This window comes from Vibrio sp. 10N.247.310.17 (assembly GCF_041466605.1).
GTDB classification, from domain to species: domain Bacteria; phylum Pseudomonadota; class Gammaproteobacteria; order Enterobacterales; family Vibrionaceae; genus Vibrio; species Vibrio tasmaniensis_A.
This window is the reverse complement of record NZ_JBFSTC010000013.1, coordinates 54,813-76,015: the sequence shown is the minus strand read 5'-3', so window position 1 is coordinate 76,015 and position 21,203 is coordinate 54,813. Positions and strand designations below refer to the sequence as shown.

14 protein-coding genes are annotated in these 21,203 nt (G+C 43.5%); 1 reads left to right on the top strand and 13 read right to left on the bottom strand.

Annotation, left to right across the window (positions count from 1 at the left end; translation table 11 throughout):
* The 7 genes from AB6D80_RS06475 to AB6D80_RS06445 all read right to left on the bottom strand — a co-directional run.
* Nucleotides 1-1,086, bottom strand: a 1,086-nt coding sequence (locus AB6D80_RS06475; protein ID WP_371708755.1) for a peptidoglycan-binding protein, incomplete at its 3' end; no start/stop codon positions are given.
* A gap of 4 nt (nucleotides 1,087-1,090) precedes the next feature.
* The gene (locus tag AB6D80_RS06470; RefSeq protein ID WP_102249495.1) at nucleotides 1,091-2,716 is read right to left on the bottom strand and encodes a hypothetical protein; all 1,626 of its coding nucleotides are present in this window, start codon (nucleotides 2,714-2,716) and stop codon (nucleotides 1,091-1,093) included.
* Nucleotides 2,717-2,718: 2 nt separating this feature from the next.
* Nucleotides 2,719-4,062: an ATP-binding protein gene (locus AB6D80_RS06465; protein WP_076655965.1), complete on the bottom strand. Its 1,344-nt coding sequence runs from the start codon at nucleotides 4,060-4,062 to the stop codon at nucleotides 2,719-2,721.
* A gap of 1 nt (nucleotide 4,063) precedes the next feature.
* Nucleotides 4,064-6,556, bottom strand: a complete 2,493-nt coding sequence (locus tag AB6D80_RS06460) for an Hsp70 family protein (RefSeq protein WP_076655963.1) — start codon at nucleotides 6,554-6,556, stop codon at nucleotides 4,064-4,066.
* Complete coding sequence (locus tag AB6D80_RS06455) at nucleotides 6,553-6,912, bottom strand: hypothetical protein (protein ID WP_076655960.1); 360 nt, start codon at nucleotides 6,910-6,912, stop codon at nucleotides 6,553-6,555. The genes AB6D80_RS06460 and AB6D80_RS06455 overlap by 4 nt, the downstream gene beginning before the upstream one ends.
* Before the next feature lie 854 nt (nucleotides 6,913-7,766).
* On the bottom strand, nucleotides 7,767-8,780 hold the full coding sequence (locus AB6D80_RS06450) for a LacI family DNA-binding transcriptional regulator (protein WP_372188068.1): 1,014 nt from the start codon (nucleotides 8,778-8,780) through the stop codon (nucleotides 7,767-7,769).
* 96 nt (nucleotides 8,781-8,876) lie between these two features.
* Entirely contained in the window at nucleotides 8,877-11,951 is a 3,075-nt protein-coding gene (locus AB6D80_RS06445; protein ID WP_372188066.1) for a GH116 family glycosyl hydrolase, read from the bottom strand.
* A 64-nt stretch (nucleotides 11,952-12,015) separates the two neighbouring features.
* Here AB6D80_RS06445 and AB6D80_RS06440 point away from each other — a divergent pair, with 64 nt between their 5' ends.
* Nucleotides 12,016-12,963, top strand: a complete 948-nt coding sequence (locus AB6D80_RS06440; protein ID WP_371704830.1) for an aldose 1-epimerase — start codon at nucleotides 12,016-12,018, stop codon at nucleotides 12,961-12,963.
* A 73-nt stretch (nucleotides 12,964-13,036) separates the two neighbouring features.
* Here AB6D80_RS06440 and AB6D80_RS06435 read toward each other — a convergent pair whose 3' ends face one another.
* The 6 genes from AB6D80_RS06435 to AB6D80_RS06410 form a co-directional block, all read right to left on the bottom strand.
* Nucleotides 13,037-15,451, bottom strand: coding sequence for a GH36-type glycosyl hydrolase domain-containing protein (locus AB6D80_RS06435; protein WP_372188064.1), 2,415 nt, complete (start codon nucleotides 15,449-15,451; stop codon nucleotides 13,037-13,039).
* A gap of 93 nt (nucleotides 15,452-15,544) precedes the next feature.
* Nucleotides 15,545-16,636, bottom strand: a complete 1,092-nt coding sequence (locus AB6D80_RS06430; protein WP_004732790.1) for an ABC transporter ATP-binding protein — start codon at nucleotides 16,634-16,636, stop codon at nucleotides 15,545-15,547.
* Nucleotides 16,636-17,985: a GH1 family beta-glucosidase gene (locus AB6D80_RS06425; protein ID WP_372188063.1), complete on the bottom strand. Its 1,350-nt coding sequence runs from the start codon at nucleotides 17,983-17,985 to the stop codon at nucleotides 16,636-16,638. The genes AB6D80_RS06430 and AB6D80_RS06425 overlap by 1 nt, the downstream gene beginning before the upstream one ends.
* Before the next feature lie 17 nt (nucleotides 17,986-18,002).
* On the bottom strand, nucleotides 18,003-18,896 hold the full coding sequence (locus AB6D80_RS06420) for a carbohydrate ABC transporter permease (RefSeq protein ID WP_009846153.1): 894 nt from the start codon (nucleotides 18,894-18,896) through the stop codon (nucleotides 18,003-18,005).
* Between the two features lies 1 nt (nucleotide 18,897).
* Nucleotides 18,898-19,884: a carbohydrate ABC transporter permease gene (locus AB6D80_RS06415; protein ID WP_009846152.1), complete on the bottom strand. Its 987-nt coding sequence runs from the start codon at nucleotides 19,882-19,884 to the stop codon at nucleotides 18,898-18,900.
* A 66-nt stretch (nucleotides 19,885-19,950) separates the two neighbouring features.
* The gene (locus AB6D80_RS06410; protein WP_017083012.1) at nucleotides 19,951-21,198 is read right to left on the bottom strand and encodes an ABC transporter substrate-binding protein; all 1,248 of its coding nucleotides are present in this window, start codon (nucleotides 21,196-21,198) and stop codon (nucleotides 19,951-19,953) included.
* Between the last annotated feature and the right edge of the window lie 5 nt (nucleotides 21,199-21,203).

Here is a 21,203-nt window from a genome sequence, read left to right as displayed (position 1 = left end):
TCGGTAACCACTATTACAAACCCATTTACGACCTGTGTAGTCAATTTTGGCATTCGCAGGGATTCCATTACCATTACTCTGATGGTTGTTAGTTTTGACTCCAACATTAAGTGAAGATTTAGATCGCTCTTTGCTCCGAAGCGAAGAAAGTAGTTCTCTATCTACTCTTCCTGTTTGAGCTAAACCCGAGTCACGCTGGAAAACCTTTATCGCACTCGCTGTTCCCGGTCCGTAATCACCATCAATTGGACCAGGCTTATATCCTAGGACGGTTAAAAGTTGTTGTACTTCTCGTGTTAACTGGGCGTTCGGTTTATTTGAAGCGCTCTTAGTTGACACATTCGATGTTTTCTTAAAGCGTTGATCAATTAGTTTTGCCTCTCGTATCGCTTCTGTAGTAATTGTAGACTTGTGTGTTTCTACTTCTCGCTCAGCTTTAGAGAGATCTCGTTGTCGATAGCGATAATTACTACACCTACTATTATAGTCATTAACAATTCGATTGAACTCATCTATACCTCCGTTTGTATCGAAGATATTTCTCATCGCATCAATACGCATGATTTCACGAGTACACCAACGAATCTGCGACACTGAAAGTATATTATTTGAACCGACAGGCGGTTTATTATACTGAAGCTTAGGAGTCTCATTTCTTGGCTTGTTGGTTTTACCTACGACAGACGAACTTCCTAATTGAGAAGCTGTTGGAGTCTTTGCTGTTGGATTGGCTAAACTACTACCTGTAGCAGCCTTAGGTACGGAACTAGGACTATCATTACCCTGACTTATTGCCATGAAAATACCGACAATGAGTAAAAAACCAAATATATACCCCCAACTTATACCCGATTTGTTACCTTCCTGTTGTTCATCTTGTAATGTTCCATCCGTAACTTCTGATTCTGAGCCTACATCTACAGTGTTATCACGCTGTGAACCAGACTGAGTCTTAGATAGGGGCGTTGTTATGGTGTCTGTAGAGGGGTCAGACTGAAAATCAGATTCGACTGAATCAGCTTTGTCTTCACTCTTTGAGTGCAGCTGTGATAAACCACTAAACCCTTTGGGATTCTTATTACTCATTAAACTAATTCACCCCAAAGACTTCACTTAATCGAGAAGCTCTCTTATCCATCATAACGCTAACCAGTGTGCTAAACATATGGTAGTTCGTAGCACTGACATCTAAGCTTGCATTAACTTTACTATCTCCAACAAGACTGTATGTACATTGGCCATTGTATACGTTGGAAGACAAACGACTCCATGGCACCAAAACTGGCTCACTCGCTCGAAGAAACTTTTTCCTGTGTAGAACGAGCCCATCGTCTCGAACACCAATACCAGAAAAATGATCCTTTGCTTTGCACACAACATCAATTGCAAAATTTATCATCAGCTTATAACCAGTACCTTTCCAAAACCTATCTAACAAGGCGCTAAAATGCTCCTGTTTCTTTGTGGTTATTTTGTAAGTACGATTAGTGCCACCATATTCAAATATATAATCTGTCGTTAGGCTTCTGCTTATTACTTGATAGCTATAGAAAGTAATATCTTCAAACCTAACAAAAGCCCCTTTCCAAGAAATACCTGATGCGCTAATCTTCAATTCGTCTTTGAAAGCAAGACCTATCTCAGCGCTATAAGCCATCTCAAGCTCATGTTTTACTTGTTCCCTAGCTTCATTTTCAGCTCTTTGCTGTCTTTCAAACTCAATATCTTTAATGTCGGCAATGTCTTTTTCCACACGCTCTGAAAAGCTGGTTACTTCTCCAAAAAGCTCAAGGCTAATCTCGCTTAGTTTTTTTGTTATGTCATCTTGAAGCATTTCATTGAACATATACAAACTAAGATCGCGAACTTTGTACGCCAATTCTTTGCTCTCTTCATGCTCTAACCCTTTCCCTTGGAAACTAACTTGAATAGGTTGAGCTATTGTATCCCAGCCTCTTAGGCTAGTTATTAGTTTCGATATAAGTTGGTCCAAATGGTCATTCGAGTACTGACTAGTGGTCATTGTCATGATATTTTCAATCAACGACTCAATAGATGCAGTTTCTTCAGCAAGAGCATGCTTTGTGGCCACCTCATAATAATCAACTAGATCTTGAACAAGTGTATAGCACTGCCTAACACCACTCATTGAATTTTTATCAACAATATCAGTTACTAAAGATACCAGCATCTGACTATCCAACCTATCCAATGAGTCTTTAATAGACTGATTGAAGTAGTCCTTTCGCAGATTAACTCCGTCCTCTAGCTGTGAAGTATCACTTAATAATGGGAAACCAGAGTACTTTCTCTCTTGATTAAGCAGAATCATGACTTCATCTAAACGGAGGTGTAAACCTTCAAAAAGGTCCGCTAACCTCAAAATTGAATCTTTGACAAGTTTGTGACTTTCACCTTTGTAAAGGCTCAATGATGACGAAATTAAGTTCAACTGATCTAGTGCGTGTAAATGTCTAAGATCGATAAGATCATTTAGTGATTTAATGGCAAGTGCTCGGAGAACAGTTGGTTCTGTCACTCCAATCAACCAACCTAACTCTGACTGAGCTCTCAAGCGAGGGGAGATTACTTCACTTAAAAGATCTCGGTCTGAGTCATTGAACAAACTAAACTCTTCTTCTAGCTCTGAAAGTTCAGCTCTAGTATTACGTAATGTTGCGTTTAAGAGAAAGAATGGGTTTTCTTTAATATTCATAGTCACAGAAATCCGATTTTATTTTTATTAATTGAAGGTATCATCGGTAACAATTCAATCGCAGACATTAACTCATTGTGACCAAGTGTACTTATTCTGTCTTTTGCAGTTTTTCTAGCAGCCTCTTTCACTACGAAGTCAATATCTGCCAACGTACGCCCAATCAAACTATCAATGACTTCATCTTTAATTACTTCACTTTCAAGTGGTAACCCTTGCGTCAAAAAATTTAATGAAGCCCTGATCTCGCTTTCATTTGGAATACCGATTTCTATCAGATGGTTAAAACGGCCTTTACGCTTTAGCGCTGGGTCAATATCTTCGATGAAGTTCGTCATTCCTATAATCAACACGCCAGCATTTATAGCTTCTGGTATCCGTCTTAGAAACTCATTAATCTCTTCAAGTTTATGGTCTTTGGCTGTACTTCTATTTGATGTATAGGATTCCATTTCATCGATGAGAATAACGCTAGGCGAGCACCTCATTGCTTCATTAAATACTTCAGAAATTTTTTTGCTTGTTTCATGAATGTAGGGACTTGCTACTGATGCAGAGTCCACCTTAAAAACTGGCCAGCCCAAGTGATTCACGAGCTTTTCCGCAGCATATGTTTTCCCGCATCCGGGTGGGCCATATAGGATAAAAGATGACGGTCCCTCGATACCCATTTTCCTATAAGAGTCACGGTGGTTTATTACATCAACTATGTACTCATTGACAAACTCTTCCAGTGACTCTCTGCCAAACAGCTCAAACTCGCACAAAGACTCATTCACAGTAGAGTCTGACGGTTCTAATACATAGTCCACTCCAGCTAACTCAAAGCACTCTTCAAGCTCAGCATCATTCAACGGAGTTAATTTTGATACTGCCTTGAAAGAACTGTCCTTAAGGCTCACACCATTTGTTAACCACAACTTATAAGACAGCTCGTTGTCAAGATCACTACTTAAATCTAAAGGCAGAAGCACTGAGTACTTTTCTACAAAGAGACTATTTTTAGTGCTGCCTGGTTTTTCTTTCGAATTTAAATAGGCATGAGTGAATGATAGAGCCTGCGAAAAATCAACTAAACCGAGACCAGTATCAAAACTAGATACCGAAAAACAATCTTCTATTTCAAAATAATGAAATTCTTCACTACCCACATTGATAGAATTAAACAAATTTCTGGGTAAATAGTCGTTTTTAACCCATAAGCTGCATAGATCCTGAGTTACGATGATAATATTTGTCTTATTATCAAGTTTGTATATTGCAGCTGAGTCTACTAAAAGTAACCGTTCAATAATCACTTCACCAGAAGGTAACCTGTATCGCATTGGCAATAACACGCTGTTCATCTTAGCTTTCTACTATATTCGCAAAGACTGTAGAATCTAGATCAGGAGCACCACCCACTCGGTTTTGGAACAAATGGAAGTTTACTGTTCTTAATTCATCTATATTGTTATTCTCGATACAATGTATACCTTGCTGCACACATTCGTTAAACTTAGCTTTATCAATAAACGCAGCCTCTTCAGAACACAAAACCTTAAACTGCTCAACAACAAACCAGTCTTGTTTATACAGAATTTCAAAATTCTTTGAGCGTAGTTCATCCATTGCCACCTCAAAGTCATGTGACTTACTTGCAATTGCATTTTGGGCAGTATTCATAAGCTTTATAACCACTGCGTGATCTGATTCTTCAGCATACTGTTCAATATATTCACTATAAGTATTTTTCATCTTATCGAACTCTAATGCTCTGATAGTTGATAAGTTCTGACTTCTAACTTTTGACAACTGACGCTTGGCTTCCAGTAGCTTTTCCATTGCTTCCTGAGATTCTTCTGGGGTGACTGCCCTTTGATTTTTGTCTTCTGCCAAAGTCACATTTTCGAATACTCGATTGATTTCATCATTATCTAGAATATCTCGTATCTCGCTAACTCGCTCTTTTAAGCTATCGGCTTCCATAGAAATAATTGCTTTTGAATCAGCATGGTTGATTTGGTTCTCTTGTCGAGAGTAGAAGTTCTTGCCTGCGTTAAATACACCACCAATACATGGTATTGATACCTCTAAATTGATCGCACCGGAATCAAAAATTTCATAAATACACTCAATGTCAGCACCCGCTGGTACGACTCCAACCTCAAAATCATGGCCAGAAACTTTCAGCACACCCACTGGTCTGTTGTCTGTTACAGGATCCTCTATGTCACCTTCCCAAAGCTTTATATTTATACTATTGTCCGTGCCTGCTCTAAGAGTTTCTGCAGCCTTAAACATCTTTGTACCTTTAACCGGCAACGAGTCGCCTGATTTGACTAAGTACGACAAGCTAGATTTACCACCTAAACTACTCAATGCTTCGATCGAGATCGAGTGGGATGCTGGTATAGCCTCTACTGTTGCAGATGTTTTTGTAATAGATATTTGACTATCTTTTATTGCTACCGTAGTACCTAAAGGGTCAAATACGAACACTTTAAATAGGTTTTCCCCCATAATTCCCAGTGGGACGGTGATCGTTGACATAGCTTCAAGAGCAACTCTACCCGACGTCCAACCAGTGCTTATACTATCGACTTGATATTCATAACCCTCGGTATAGTCATCAAATTTAATTGCTATCTTCGATGCTTTATTAGGAGTTCTAGCTTGAAATTTGAATACCAAAGATAGTGCTCCCTTAGACTCAATGACCCCACGAGATGACTTTCTTTCACGATTTTGTGTAGTCCAATCTATTGACTCTGCAAAAATACTTGCGCCTTCAGCTACAGCTGTCATCGAGTTTACTTCGGTTGAACCCTTAATCCCCAATTCAAAACAAACCTTGTCACGAAGCGGCTTGTAATTAGTTGGTCCGCCAACAAATACAACTCTCTCAATATAATCAGGAGTAAGATGCGCTTTTGATAAAGCCTCTCGTGCAGCCTCTACAGACTCTAGAACTAAATTATTAATTAAATGGTCAAACTCATCTCTAGAAATCTCGATATCTAAATATATCTCTTCACCGTCGAGATCAAACTCTCTTATCTCTGTTTCTGACAATGAAATTACGGCTGCCTCTTTGGATGATAACTCAATCTTAGCCCTCTCGGCCGCATAGTTTGCCATTCTCACCATGGTTGAATACTTAGGCTCGACGAGAAAGTTATCAGGCAAATTGAAGTTATTTCTTAACCATGGTTTAACAATTTTATCCATAAGGAGTCGGTCAAAATCACGACCTCCACACATAGCAATGCCACCATGAGATAGAAGGTTTACTTTACCTCTATGACTTTCTGCGATCGCAATATCAAGAGTGCCACCACCTAAATCGTAAACAAGAAAGGTACCATCCAATGCCCCTTCTTTCATAACGCTCATTACAGCGGCAACTGGTTCTTGCATCAAAGCAACGTTATTTATACCGGCCAAGTTAGCTGCATCAACAGTTGCATCTTTTTGCATTTGGTTGAATGCTGCTGGAACGGTAATAACAACACCGGTTTCTGGGTCTAGTCGAAGCTCTTCATTCAAGTATCCATAGAGCGTTTTCAAAACTTCAGCAGAGCACTGCTCTGGTGTCTTTACTTCATGAACGGCTTTAAATTCTATTGGGGTACTCGTTCCCATCAACCTTTTAAAAAGTACAGCTGAATTACTTGGACTGCGAGCAGCTTGTTCATAAGCTCGTTGTCCAACTAACTTATTTCCTCGTCTATCGAGATAAATTGCAGATGGGGTAATGTCATTTTGTTCAGGGCTTTTCCAAATTTTTGTTTTTTGACCATCAAATGATGCTATCGCACTGTTCGTAGTACCCAGATCTATGCCAACAAAGTTTTTCATTTTTTACTCCCAAGAATAACTGTACCCATCTGTTCAATACCCTTTTCACTCATAATCAAAGGGGATAGTACTTGGTCAATATATAGCTCTTCACTTTCGTCAAAATCATCAATATTTATCGCAGATACAGCCATGCCAGCATCGTAATCTTGACCTTCTAAATCGATAATTTTCAAACCGCTAGTCTCCAGCTCATCAGCAATCTTTTTAACAAACCACTTCAGCTGACTTTGAAAGCGAGTTTGATCTTTCATAGCCAATTTGGCTAAAACACGCTCATTTGCCTTGGCAAAGCGCCAAGACTCGGAAGCAAGTTCAACTAAAGATTTAAAATATGAATTACTAGACTCAGACATAATACTTCCCAAATATGGATGATGGGGTTCTCATAACAACAACCCAAATTATGTGCGTAACATATCATATTGTACTATGCAGAACATTGTTCTAGGCCATATTGAATGCGGTTAATTTTCCGTACCGACGATTTTTATAGTGGTCATTGAATCAAAGCCCTTTTGACAGCTCTATCCAACGTTTCTACCCATGCAGTCTCATACCTGTCTCTTGATCAGAAATCAGTCTAAAAACCCATAAATCCAGTCGTTTCCTTGCTCAGATAGTATCCACTAAGTATATCCTGTAGTTTGTCCCAGCCAAGCCACATGGTTCCCCAACTGGCAATGCGTGTCCGTTCACCTAGTTTGGAAATGGCTTCGTATGCCCATTTGAGCGTAGGAATTTCGCTAGGTAACTATAGGGTAGCGTCCGCCTCTCTTGTTAACATTGAATGTATAAAGGTTATTTTGATTTGAACAATTGAAACGAAGAGCAGACTAAGAGAAGAACAGAATCAATAACCAAATTGGCTTATGAACTAATGTAAGACGCCTTGACCGATAGTCCGCACACTCCGAAGTTACGTTGAATTTTCCCCCGTGATACAGAACGGGGTTTACGACGAACGCCATTAGATGAATGGATAACTTTTAGTAGGGCAAAAGCCCACGAACAGGGTGTGAATGAGTATTTACTCTAGCTGACAATGGGGCAGAAGTGTTTTAGCTTACCTGCCCTATATTGAACATTGTGAAGGCGTAAATATCAGCAGCAAGAACAATAGTTTTACTCAGCGACACTCCTACACCATGGTTCGCACTGACATCAATACGAATCATCACGGGCGCACCACCTTGAGGCTTGTCTGAAATTAACGATACAATGACTTGGTCGACTCTCTGACGATTAAATCAATGGGTGGTAGTCGAGCTTCATGCCGCTCGCCAGATAACAAGTTCAAGATCGACTGAGCACACACCTCACCAATCTCTTCAATCGGCTGTCTCAGCGTCGTCAGTGCTGGCGTGAAATACTTAGACGTAGGCAAGTCATCAAAGCCAATCACAGACACATCTTCTGGCACTTTATAACCGTGATCATGCAATGCCTTAATCGCGCCGTAAGCCGTTTGGTCATTTGCAGCAAACAAGGCTGAGAAGTGAATCTTTGACTCTATCAACTCTATCGTTTTCTCGTAGCCAGATTCACTACTAAAATCGCCCTGCTTGACCAGTTTTGGCATCACCTTAATACCGGCCTCTTGAAGGGCCTTCTTATAGCCTTCAAAGCGATTACCTGCATCAGGCTGGCTTGATAACCCCTTGATGTGAGCAATATTCACATGTCCTTGTTGCAGTAAATGTAGGGTTGCCATATAGCCACCCAACACGTTGTCGATATTGATGGAGCGGACATTATTCTCAACAAAATCGTAGCCAACCATCACGATAGGGATGTCTTGTGCATACTTAGCAATCTCTTCCTGAGTAATACTGCCTGTCACGATGATCATGCCATCCACGTTACTTTTCGCCAGATACTCCAACGCGTGCATTTCTAGCTTTTTCTGCCAATGCCCTGTTGCGATCACTAATGAATAGCCTTGAGCGATCAGAGTTTTTTCCATGTCGTTGAGGATACGACTGGTGTAAGGGCTATCAGGGTGTTGCACCAAGACACCAATAGTGAGCGAACGTCGGTTGGTGTTTTCTTGCATTTGGAAGTTAGGTTTGTAGCCCGTGTCTTTAATGGCTTGCTCAATGTTTTGGCTTTTATCATCCGACACATAAGTGGTTCGATTAAGGAAGCGAGACACGGTACTGGGAGAAACACCAGCCAGTCTTGCCACATCGTATACTGTTGTTTTTTTTGTTTTAGTGCGCATCTCGATACCCTAATCAAGTGACATTCGGGGAGCTTTAAGCTCCCCATCAGCTTCAACCTGCATACCACTGCTTTAGCTGAAAATCGTGTCATTAAGTTAATACAAGTAGGCGAAGATCATCCCCGGTCTAAAGTAGCGACCAGCCGTGTATTTCAAGCCAGTACTCAGTAGCCATTTGTGCAAGCCAGCCAGCTTTTCTAGCGGGATTTCACCGCTCAACATTTTAACAAAATTATCAGTATCTTTCGTCAATGTTGGGTTGATACGACCGTCAGACAGTACACAGTTTTGATATTTAAGCACACTTAGCCAGCTTTTCGCATCATTTTGCGACAATTTAAATGCTTTTATAAGATCTTTCTCATTGACAGACACAGAGCAATTGAACCCCTCTGGCGCTGCAAATGGAATTTTCGAATAGTCATAGAGTGCGGTATACACGGTATCCATCAATGTTTCTGCTTGCTGCGATTTACCCGCTAAGTTCAACGCTGTTGCCACACTAAACTGAACACCAATCCACACATCTTGTGCCTGAAATGCTTCATGTGGAGAGCCATCGGCTAACGTCATATTCGCAACACCCAACTCAGGACTGTTAATTTCGAAGTTATGCTTATAAACATAGTCCAATGCGCGTTGGATATTCTCTTGCGGGAAAATACCTTCTAAACCAATGAGCTTAAGGTAGCTGTCAGCCAACAAGGCATCGCCAAAGCTGTTGTCGGAATCTGGCACTAAATCTAAGTATTCTTGTGTAAAGGCTTGAGGCGCGGTCTCACTCAGCAAGCGTTTCTTAGAGACTCTTTGAGATACCTTACTGATGTTGATGGAGGTATCCGTTTCATTTAAATAGGCATTGAGCGTGTTCTTGTCAGCAATCGTATCCCCCGTCAAAGTCAGGCCTAAGGTTTCCAGTTCTTGGTAGCCCGCACCTGTTAAATGCTTGGCTTGAACAGGAGTCACGAAGAAGTGGTAGTAACCCTCTTTCTCATCCCACAAGCTTTGCTCAACTGTTACCAACGCCTTTTTAGAACGCGTTAAGTAGCCCGCGGCTAACTCACTTTCATTCATCAATTTTGCAAGTTCGCTCGCGGCTTGCAGACCTGCAACCCAAAGGCTCGCGCAGTAAATAGAGATGCCGTGAGACGCAAGGTTATCAAAGGTATCGTCTGTGCCACGGGTTAGCGGTAAATCATCGCCTTCAGCAATCAAGTTCGATAAGAAATCGATGCTTTCAGTTACCGCTTGCCAGCACTCATTAACCACAGAGAGATCTTGGGTGTTTTGATAATGGCGGTACACCATCAGAATGTATTTCGGCGCTAGGTCCTTCCACTCTTTCACGTTGTGCCAACTGTAAGCATCTGGCTGGATGTCGAATGGACTGCCCAAGTCGTGGATCACCGCACCTCGAATAGCACGCACGCCTTGGTACTTGTCATCAATCAATTCGGCATTAGGCGTCGCTTCATATTCCCAGTATCGGCGCTCGGTAAAGTCTTCTGCCAAAATGGCTTTCGAGAACTCTTTCATCACACAGCCATCAAGCTCAGGCAACAAATAAAGCAGTGAGAATGAGCCGTAGAAATACACATCCAGCGAGTTAAAGAATGGGTAGTCGACACACTCTTTCACCAAGAATTTATCTTCTTTATCCCATACCGTTGATTCGGCTAGGAAGGACAATGAGTTCATTGCCATCGTCGCATAACGCAATGCCGATTCTGGCTGCGATATCTTGCTTTGAGCTTGTTCGAGGAAAGCTGTTTGTTGTTCGACGATCTGTTGCTCAATCGCTTCTAATTCTGGCAATACCTCTTCTAACATCGGCAGAGCCGGCTTTACTTGCGGGTAGAATTGCGTGTAAGCCTTATCTGAGTGCCAACCATTAAGCATGACTTTGCTGTGCGCCATGACCTGTGCAAAACGCAGGTCAACAGACTCGCCAGGTTCCAATTCAACCTGAACCACCACCAATGCGCTTAGAGCTTCACGCCCTGTGTAGATACCGGTTTGGAACTCAGTGTTTGTGCGGCCTGTTTTCAGTGCGAACTCTGTTTGCTGAGCACTCTTAGAGGTGTAAAGCGTTGGCTTCACAGAAATCGAGACCTTGCCAGATTTCGTCAAATGGTTATCCGCTTGAACACCAAACACCACTTCGCCTTCAATATCGCTCTGATAAGGCGACTGGCTAGAAAGCTGAACACCGGTAAAGCTGTGACTTTCGCCTTTTAAGTTAACCACTTCATGCTGCTGAGCAATCGGATTTTGAGATAAGGTACAAGCCGAATCTTGAATGCCATCACGACCTTTTTGATAGGTTGAACCAATCAAGTTTTGTAGCGGTTGAGCAAGCGTAATCACGCGCGTTTGCGATGAATTATTGGTTAATTCGAAGTGATTCCAGTGCATAGGTAAAGAACAAAGGCGTTTGTTCTCTTTAACGATCGGAGAAACTACCTTACGCTTTATATTAATATTTTCGAAGCTATTGTATTTATATTCAGCCAATGGATATAAAGCTTGATATTCTATATCTCTGCCATTAACACTATCTATGTGATTATTATCACCCGCGGTAAGCGATAATAACTTCGTTGTATCATTTGTTAATAAACCATTAAAGAAATCTAAGGCGACATATAATTGACAAATTGTTGAAGCAGAATCTTCTTCAATCAATAATTGAGTCTTATTTGAAAACTCAACGTTCCACTTTGTAAAGTTAGCTTTATTTTCTTGGTAGAAGCGACCATTTTTTAATGCTGATCGAATCAGGTTAATCGCATTCGATATGTTTTTGCTTTCGATCTTGTTGCCATCGAACAAGGCAGGATAAAAGTTCAGGTGAACGCTCAGCTCTTGCTCATCACTGACTTGCAGCGTATCGATGGTCGGCACATTCATCACAGAAGCATAAAAATCATTAAAATTAATAACTTGCTCTGAACAATCGACAAATATCCCCGGAATAAAGCTGAAATTTGGTGTTTTCCCGTTTGGCGTCAGTGTAAATGTGTTACCAATTCCGCCCACCGCCATACCGGTATTTTCTGGTGTGGTAGAAATTGGCGTGTACCAAGGTTGAATAAATTCAACTGCATCACCTTTTTTACATAAGTGTTCCGAATTTCCTGAGTAGCTCGTATATGGAATTTTATTATTCATTTTAAAACCGCCATTGAATATTTTTTTCTTCTTGTTAATATCTTTTTAAAATGGAGACATCAACATGTTTAAAATTATAAATGAAAAATTTGGAAATATTGACTCTGTCACATTAATAAACCACCAACATGGTATAGAACTTCAAATAATCAATGGATTTGGTGCTGTTATTAATAAATATACCGTAAATAACAGTCCATTCTCTTTTATTTGTGGCTATCAGAATTATGATGAACTGATCAACCAACATCCGTTCTTTTCCCGCAGTGCTAAATTATTCCCTTTTCCAAACCGTTTAAACTTAGGTCGTTACAGTTTCGATAACCAAAACCATCAACTCCCAGCTAACTTTCCTTGGTCTGATCACGCCGTACACGGCCTGCTCTACAACCAACCTTTTTCAATCACAAACAGCGTAGCCACTGAAGAATCCGCCAGTGTGACGTTGCAGTATCAAACGTCATCTTTGCATCCTGCTTTCCCGTTTGCGTTCAACCTTGAAGTCACCTTCACTATCGATACCACGGGTAAACTCACTTCCTCAACGACCGTCTCTAATTTGAGTGATTCCGCCTTCCCATTCGGAGATGCTTGGCACCCTTATTTTTCACTCGGTACTGAGCTAGCACAATGTGGACTCGCTATGTCGCCTTGCTCTGAGGTCATACACGAAAACGACCTACCCAATGGTGAAAAACTGGCTTTTGACTGTTTGTCTTTGGGTGATTCACTCGCCAATCAAAGCTTAAATCACTGCTTTGAATTTGATTCCAAGACAACCAACCAACTTGCGTTTACACGCTCAGATTCGTCTGCCGCTATTCGCTATCAACAAGATGCAAGCTACCCATTCGTTCAGCTTTACACGCCGACTAGCGAACAAAGTATTGCAATAGAACCAATGACTTGCCCAGCTGATGCATTCAATAACCAGATAGGCTTATTGACGCTTAGCCCGAACCAATCTCAGACCTTTACTTGGCAATGCCAAGCCAGCTATCAACCACAGTGATGCAACCAAAATAAAGCGACACTAAAGAGAAACCAAAAAGCAATAAAGGGCGCATAAAGCGCCCTTCTCTTTGTTAACCTAAAATCACCTCGATGGTGTGCTCACCAGAGGTAAATACTGGCGCTTTATTACCTGAAATCAGGTCACCATTTACCTTCATCTCTACCACACCTTTACACACGTTATTCGGGTTAGTGACATGAATATGGTATGTCGCACCACGGAACTGACGACGGACTTTGAATTCTGGCCATTCTGCCGGAATACAAGGGTCCACCAGCAAGCCATCCACTTCAGGGCGAACACCCAGAATCCATTGCGTACCCGCAACGTATGTCCAAGATGAAGTACCTGAAAGCCACGCATTACGCCCTAAACCGAACTGTTTGTGCTCGTCACCCAGAATGTTTTGTGGGTAGCAGTAAGGTTCAGATTCAAAAGTATCTATGTCATCGTTCTTAGAAGCCGGGTTGATTTGACGGTAGTACTCGTAAGCACGCTCACCGTTGCCCATTTTCGCTTCTGCGATCATCACCCATGGGTTTGAATGCAAAAAGATACCGCCGTTCTCTTTTGCACCTGGTGGGTAAGTTGAAACACCACCTAACTGTGGATCAAATCCGTTGTAACCAGGAGTTGAAAGCTTAATGCCATTCGCTGTATTCAGCTTGTTGTAAACCGAGTCTAGGGCTTGCGTTGCACGCTCTTGAGTCGCGAAACCAGAGATCACAGGCCAGCTTTGACCGTTAGTGTAGATCTGCCCTTGCTCGTTTTTATGAGAACCGATTGGCAAACCTTGCTCATCAAAGTAACGAACAAACCATTCGCCATCCCAACCGCACTCATTCACCGTACTCTGCATCTGTTGGTACTGATCGTTAAACTTAGCCGTCAGTTGCGCTTCGCCACGCAGCTCACACAAGTCCAACATGTCGAGTAGTGCTTTGCCGTACATGTTCGCCACCATCATCGACTCAGCACCCGTTGGTAGGTTTACCGTGTCATTCCAGTCAGCAAAACCTAACAACGGTAGGCCGTGCTCACCAGTATTGGTGTAGGTAAATTCAATCGCGCGGCACAGATGCTCCCAAACCGTTCCCGTTTCGACTGGGTTGCCCGCTTTGTCTTTTTGATAGAACGGAATATCTTTATTCAAGAAGTCTGCATTGCCCGTTTCTTTCACATATTGCGTCACCGCGTAGATGATCCACAGGTGATCATCACCGTAGTAATCAGGGCGATCTTCCTCTTCACGAGAGTCACCCGCGTTCGCTTCCATGGTTGATGGGAAGAACTGGTGCATCGCAGAACCGTTAGTGTTCTGAACAGACAATAGACGCTCAATGAACTCGCGCGCCTCTTCTGGCATGTGAGTAATTACGCCTAAAGTATCTTGCGAAGAATCACGAAAACCGATGCCACGAGCACCATAACCAAGCTGATACAGAGACAAGTAACGAGACCAGTTTTTGGTTGTGTGGCACTGACGTGGGTTATGTACGTTCAACATTGAGTTCATTGCAGGATCTGGCGTTTCAACCTGAACCGCTTGTAGGTAACCATCCCAATGTTCAGCCAGTTCAGCGAAGGCCGAGTCAACCACTTGATGGTCACGATATTTAGCTAGTAAAGGCAGTGCAGCTTCTAGGCTCTGTTCTTGCGCGATTTGTACAATCGTACGTTCGGTCTGCTCTGGAGATAACCAACCTAGACGCAGGTTCAGTGCGCCAATGTTGTCGCCACGCAAACACTCGGTGTTGCCTAATTCATCATTGTTTAGTGCTTCTGGTGCTGCCCATGTGCCGTAGCCCAAATTACCTAGGAACGATTGGCGATCACCATCAAAAGACGTCGCAGGGCGATCCGCTGTCATCAGGTTCACCGCGTAGTCACGCTTCATGAAAGCATACTGCTCAAGCACGGTATGACCCGACTCTTGCTGATGCGCTTTCAGCGTCATGGTTTGTGGCACCCAGTCCGCATTGAGTAGCTGTTTAAGCGCATCGAAGTGTGTAAATTCATACACAGGTACCACATCAACGTGCAGTGCTTTGTCTGAAATGTTGGTTACTTTGATGTCTTGTAGCAGTACTTGGTCAGCTCTTGGTACAAAGAACGTCGCTTCACAACGCACACCAAAGGCTTCTGCAATGATGGTGGTGTATGACAAACCAGTGTGGTTTTCGAACTTATCTAACGGCTTCAAGGTTGGCGTGTAGAAAGGTGAGAACACCTCTACGTTGCCCGCTTCGTCACGCACCTTAAGGTACATGGTCGAGCCTTTGAAGTCTGAGTTTGGCAGTTGAGCAATGTACTTAGTGATACGGTTGAGTGCAGGATCGCCCTTACACAACAACACGCCACCGTTGCTATCAACAATGCCACCGAAATCTAATGTGCCGACATAGTTACACCATTTGATCGGCGTACACGGTGTGGTTGCTACGTATTCTTTGCTTTTATCGTCAAAATATCCGAATTTCATCATCACTATCCCTAGCCCCTCCCAAATCAGGAGGAGCCAAAACAATTTGTCGTAAGTTGGTTGGTGTCAGCTCAATGACTGATTTAAATTGATTGGCTAGCTCGCTAGCGAGTTCTCACTCAGAGCATCGAACAAGTGGAAAGCATCCAAATCCAAATAAAGCGTCAGATCTTTTACATCGACTTCAGCCGCTTGGGTTTCAACCATCAACGGTTGACCGCCAATTTCTGTTTTCAGAAGAATGCTTGCGCCCAGTAATTCCTTGTCTTTGATTTTCACAGGGAATGGCAGCACGCGGTCGTGGTCAACTTGCTCGGCACGTAGGTGAATGTCTGTTGGACGAACACCAAAATGCAGCGCTAGGTTCTTAGACGCCAGAGACTTAAAGCGCTCAGGCAGTGGGATCTGAACATCGCCGATTTCAACGAAGTACTCGCCTTCTTTTTCAATCAGTTTTGCTTCCAACATGTTCATTGACGGGTTACCAATGAATTGCGCGACAAACTTGTTTGCAGGACGCTGGAACACCTCGGTTGGTGTACCAACTTGAGCAACATAGCCGTCTTTCAGGATCACGATGCGATCCGCCAATGTCATCGCTTCGATCTGATCGTGGGTTACGTAGATCGTAGTGGTTTTAAGTTCACGATGTAGGTGTTTGATCTCTTCACGCATCACGCCACGAAGTTTTGCATCTAGGTTAGATAACGGCTCATCAAACAAGAAAACCTTAGGCGTACGAACCATCGCACGACCCATTGCCACACGTTGACGTTGACCACCAGAAAGCTCTTTTGGCTTACGGTTCAGTAGCGGGTCAAGCTCTAGCATTTTCGCTGCTTTTAGCACTTCTACGTCGATTTCTGCTTTTGGCATGCCCTTCAGTTTTAGCGCAAAGGCGATGTTCTCGTACACCGTCATATGTGGGTACAGTGCGTAGCTTTGGAATACCATCGCTAAGTCACGGTCTTTCGCGTCGACTTTATTCATCAGCTTGCCGCCAACCACGATGTCACCAGAACTGATACTTTCAAGGCCAGCAAGCATGCGTAGCGTTGTCGATTTACCACAGCCAGATGGGCCAAGGAAAACCACGAACTCACCGTCTTCAACCGTAAAATCAAACTCTTTGACGACTTCAACATCACCGAATGATTTTTTGATGTTCTTAAATTCTACTTTAGCCATTATCTGTTCTCCTCAGGGCGCTCTAGCAGCATATTTCGGTACGCAATTGCGCTCTGTTTCAATGTTCTTTCTTGGGTGGTGTAGTCAACATGGACAATGCCAAAACGCTGGCAGTAGCCGAATGCCCACTCAAAGTTATCCATCAAGCTCCAAGCGAAGTAACCGTCGACTTTCACACCCGCTTCAACCGCGTTGTGAACCGCTTCGATATGACCTTGGAAATAGCGAACACGTTGGTCATCCATCACTTGTCCGTTAACACGCTCGTCGTTGCCTGCAGCACCGTTCTCTGTAATGTAGATAGGTGGCATATTTTCGTAACGAGCATCCAGTCTTACCAATAAATCAGTTAAACCTTGTGGGTTAATTTCCCAGCCGATGTAAGTGTGTTCTGCGTCAGTCTGTTTTACTGATTCAATGTCGCCGTTCTCATTGAAGCGAGCGACATTGCGTGTGTAGTAGTTGATACCGATGTAATCGACTGGTGCGCTGATGATGTCTAAATCGCCTTCTAGAATCATCGGCATGTTCATCGCTTGGCGCTCAACCACTAACTGTGGGTATTCGCCTTTCAATACTGGGTCGATGAACCAGTGGTAGTTCTCGGCTTCGCAATAATCTGCTGCCGCTTGATCTTGTGGCGTCAGCGGGTAAGCAGGAGTCGCGTTGAATACCACACCATGCTTAGCATGAGGGGCATTGTTACGAAGGATCGGCATAGCCAAACCGTGTGCCAGCATTAGGTGGTGAGATGCTAGGTAGCCCTCTTTTTCACCTTTGATTCCTGGCGCGTGTTCGCCCCAGCGGTAGCCTAGGAATGCAGACACAAACGGTTCATTAAGCGTGGTGTACACATCGATGTTGTCACCAAAGTATTTGCTCACCACTTCTGCGTATTCTGCGAATTTGTAAGACGTTTCACGGTTTAACCAGCCGCCTTTATCTTCAAGGTATTGCGGAAGATCCCAGTGATACAGCGTCACATATACCTTCATGCCACGAGCATGACACTCATCGATGATCTGACCGTAAAACTCTAGGCCTTGCTGGTTCACGACACCGTCTTGTGGCAGGATGCGCGGCCATGCAATAGAGAGACGGTAAGCATCAACGCCTAAGCCTTGAATCATCTCGATATCTTGTTGCCATAAGTGGTAGTGGTCACACGCCACATCACCACTGTCGCCGTTATCGACCTTGCCCGGCGTCTTACAGAAAGTGTCCCAGATAGACGGTGTACGACCGCCCTCTTCAACGCCGCCTTCAATTTGGTATGAAGATGTCGCGACACCGAATACAAATTCCTTACTGCGTAACTTTGAATCACTTGGAAGTTGATATTTATTCATTGTTATAACCCTTAAACCTAACCTTTGACTGCGCCGGACGTTAAACCACTGATCATCTGTTTCGATGCGAACAAGTAAGTAATCACGAGCGGTAAAATAGAAATTGTGGTACCTAGCATTACCGCGCCCCATGGCGTATTCGGAATACCTTGAACACTTCGAAGTGCTTGCGTAATAACATAGTTATCTGGGTTGTTTAGCACCACGAGAGGCTGCATGAACATGTTCCAGAAGAAAACGAACTGAACAATCGCAAGCGTTGCCAGTGCAGGCTTCATCAGTGGCAGTACCACGCTCCAGTACGTTCTGAACTCACCAGCACCATCCAATTTCGCGGCTTCAAGTAGCTCTTTTGGAATCGATGCAATCACGTGCTGACGCATCAAGAAGATACCAAATGGTGTGGTGGTGAACGGTAGCCATACCGCCATGTGGTTATCCAGCAAGCCTAAGAATTTCACGATCATGAAGTAAGGGATCAAGCTAAGCACCGGCGGGATCGCCATTGAGCCAACCAGCATGCCGAACAACACGTTCTTACCGCGGAACTTAAACACAGCAAACGCGTAGCCACCCATGCTACAAAACAGCAGCGAGATGGTGGTGCCTAAGAAAGCCACGTAAATCGAGTTAAACATCGCTTTCCAAAACGGCATGATTTCAAGCAATTTGGCGTAGTTAATCGCCAGGCTATCGCCAATCGCAAAGCTAATGCCCGTACCGAAAATTTCAGAACGGTCACGAGTTGATAGCAGTGCCGACCATACAAATGGAAAGACGGTAATTAGCGCTGAAACAACCAGTAAGATACCTAGCATGACCATCAAGATCTTAGTCAGAATGAACATGCTGCGTTCGCTTGGTATCAGTCCACTTAGTGGTGAGGTATTTGTCTTAATTGATGTCGACATCTTAATGTTCCCCTAAGCCTTTCTTACCGAAGAGTAAAAATTGAACCAATGTACAAGTCGCGATGAGAGCAAACAGTAACCACGAGATAGCAGATGCGGTGCCCATTTCTAGCCATTCCCAGCCCACTTTGTAGAGGTACATCGAGATAGTTAAACCAGATTGGCCAGTACCACCTGTACCACGTGTTAGGACGAACGGTTCTTCAAACATTTGCAGGTTACCGATGATGGTCATCGTGATAGCAAAGAAGATGAATGGACGAATCATTGGTAGTGAAATGTTCCAGAAGCGGCGGAAGGCATTAGCACCATCCATACGTGCAGCTTCTAAGATGTCTTTAGGAATCGTCATTAAACCCGTGGTGTAAAGGACGATGTTAAAACCGGTGTATTTCCAGAAAACCATGATTGCGATAGACGGCTTCACCATAGTGGCATCGTCTAACCAACGGATTGGTTGGAAATCGTTAACCCAAGCGAATGCCCAACCAAACAGCGTGCTATCGGCCAGAGCCATCAGCGTTTGGTTAATAATTCCTGAGTTAGGAGAATACATATTGAAGAAAATCAGTGACGCTGCGACCGTTGATGTAATGAACGGTAGAAAGTACGCCGATGTTAGCCAGTGACGCATACGGTCACCCATTGAAACCAACATGTAAGCCACTGGAATAGCGACTAAGTGCTGAGCCACGCCTGAAGTGATTGCTAGCCAAAGCGTGTTCTTCAATGAACGCCATAGCCATGGGTCCGTTAAAGCAATGTGATAGTTCTCAAAACCAACGAACTCCATCGCATCCATGCCTCTTACCGGGTTCCACTCGTGGAACGACAGGTAAACAGAGAACAACAGCGGGAAGATCCCAAATACAGAAAAAATGATCAGAAACGGCAGAAGAAATCCATACGGTGTAAGCGCTTTCAAATTTAGACGAGAAAAAAGGCTTTTGTCCGCAGGTTCTATCGTTGTGCTCGCTGTATGATTCATAGTAACGACCTCTTAAAAAGGAAGCGCGTTATCCACGCTTCCTCACTTACTTAAAGTAAAAACAAATTAAAGATTACGCGTGCGACGCTTGATTAGACGCTCTGCCTCTTTAAGCGCAGTCTTGATGTCCTTACCTTCATCAAGTACTTCCATCAATGCGTTCTCTAAGATAATAGAACGTGCAACGTGGTCGCCTTGTGCTGGAGAGACGGGTTTGATGTTTTGCGCCACTTCAGCAAAAAGAAGACGGGCTTTTTGTCCACCGAGGAACTCCATCTCTTCTTGGAAAAGCTCATCGTCATACGTGGTGATGTTCGCAGGGAAAGCGGCAATCGTTTCGAAGTGCTTAAGCTGTACTTCACGGTCAGTCGTCATGTATTCAATAAGCGCCCAAGCTTCATCTGGATTGTCTGATTGAGTTGGAATTGAAAGGAATGAACCACCCCAGCTGCCGTAGATACCATCAGGTAGGTTTTCTACTGCCCACTTACCTTTAGTTTCAGGTGCAATCCAGTTGTTTAGGTGACCAAGAAGCCAAGCGCCAGAAAGTTGAGTTGCAAATGTGCCGTTGCGGAAGCCTTCGTACCATTCGTTAGACCAAGCCAAAATGCGGCCGTCTAAGCCTTTGTCGCGAATCTCTTTTGCTACTTCAAAAGCGTGAACAAAACGCTCAGATGTCACCACTGGATTGCCATCTTTATCGAAGTACAGACCTTCACCTTCAGGAACGGTCGTGAAGATAATCGCTTGTGCCACGTCGGCTGCCGAAGCGATAAGTTGTACGTTTTGCTCTTTCAGTTTTTCACCAGCAGCGATGTATGAATCCCAATCTTTGATTGCTTCTTCTACATCAATGCCCGCTTTTTCGAATACGTCGGTACGGTAGTACATAACACCTGGTCCTAGGTCGACAGGGATACCATACATATCGCCGTCAGCGCCTTTGCCTTGTGCCCATGCGTAAGGTGCGAATCGTTCTTCGTATTTATCTGCACCGTAGTTTTCAGACAGGTTAACTAGGCCGCCAGAGCCAACAAATGGACCAATTTTCTCAACGTCGACAACAATCACATCACCGGCACCAGAACCCGTTGCAAGGTTCGTTGTGAGTTTCGTGTGGTGGTCACCGTGGTTGTTCATAAGGTAATCAACTTTGATACCCGTTTCCTTTTCGAAATCAGGCAGTAATACCTTCAGGCTGCTATCGAAATCAGGGAAACCGTCGAAACGAATTTCTTTGTCTGCTGCATTTGCAGCTGTTGTACCTAATCCTAAAGCAACCGCGCATGAAAGCGCTAAGGTCTTAAATTTCATGTTCT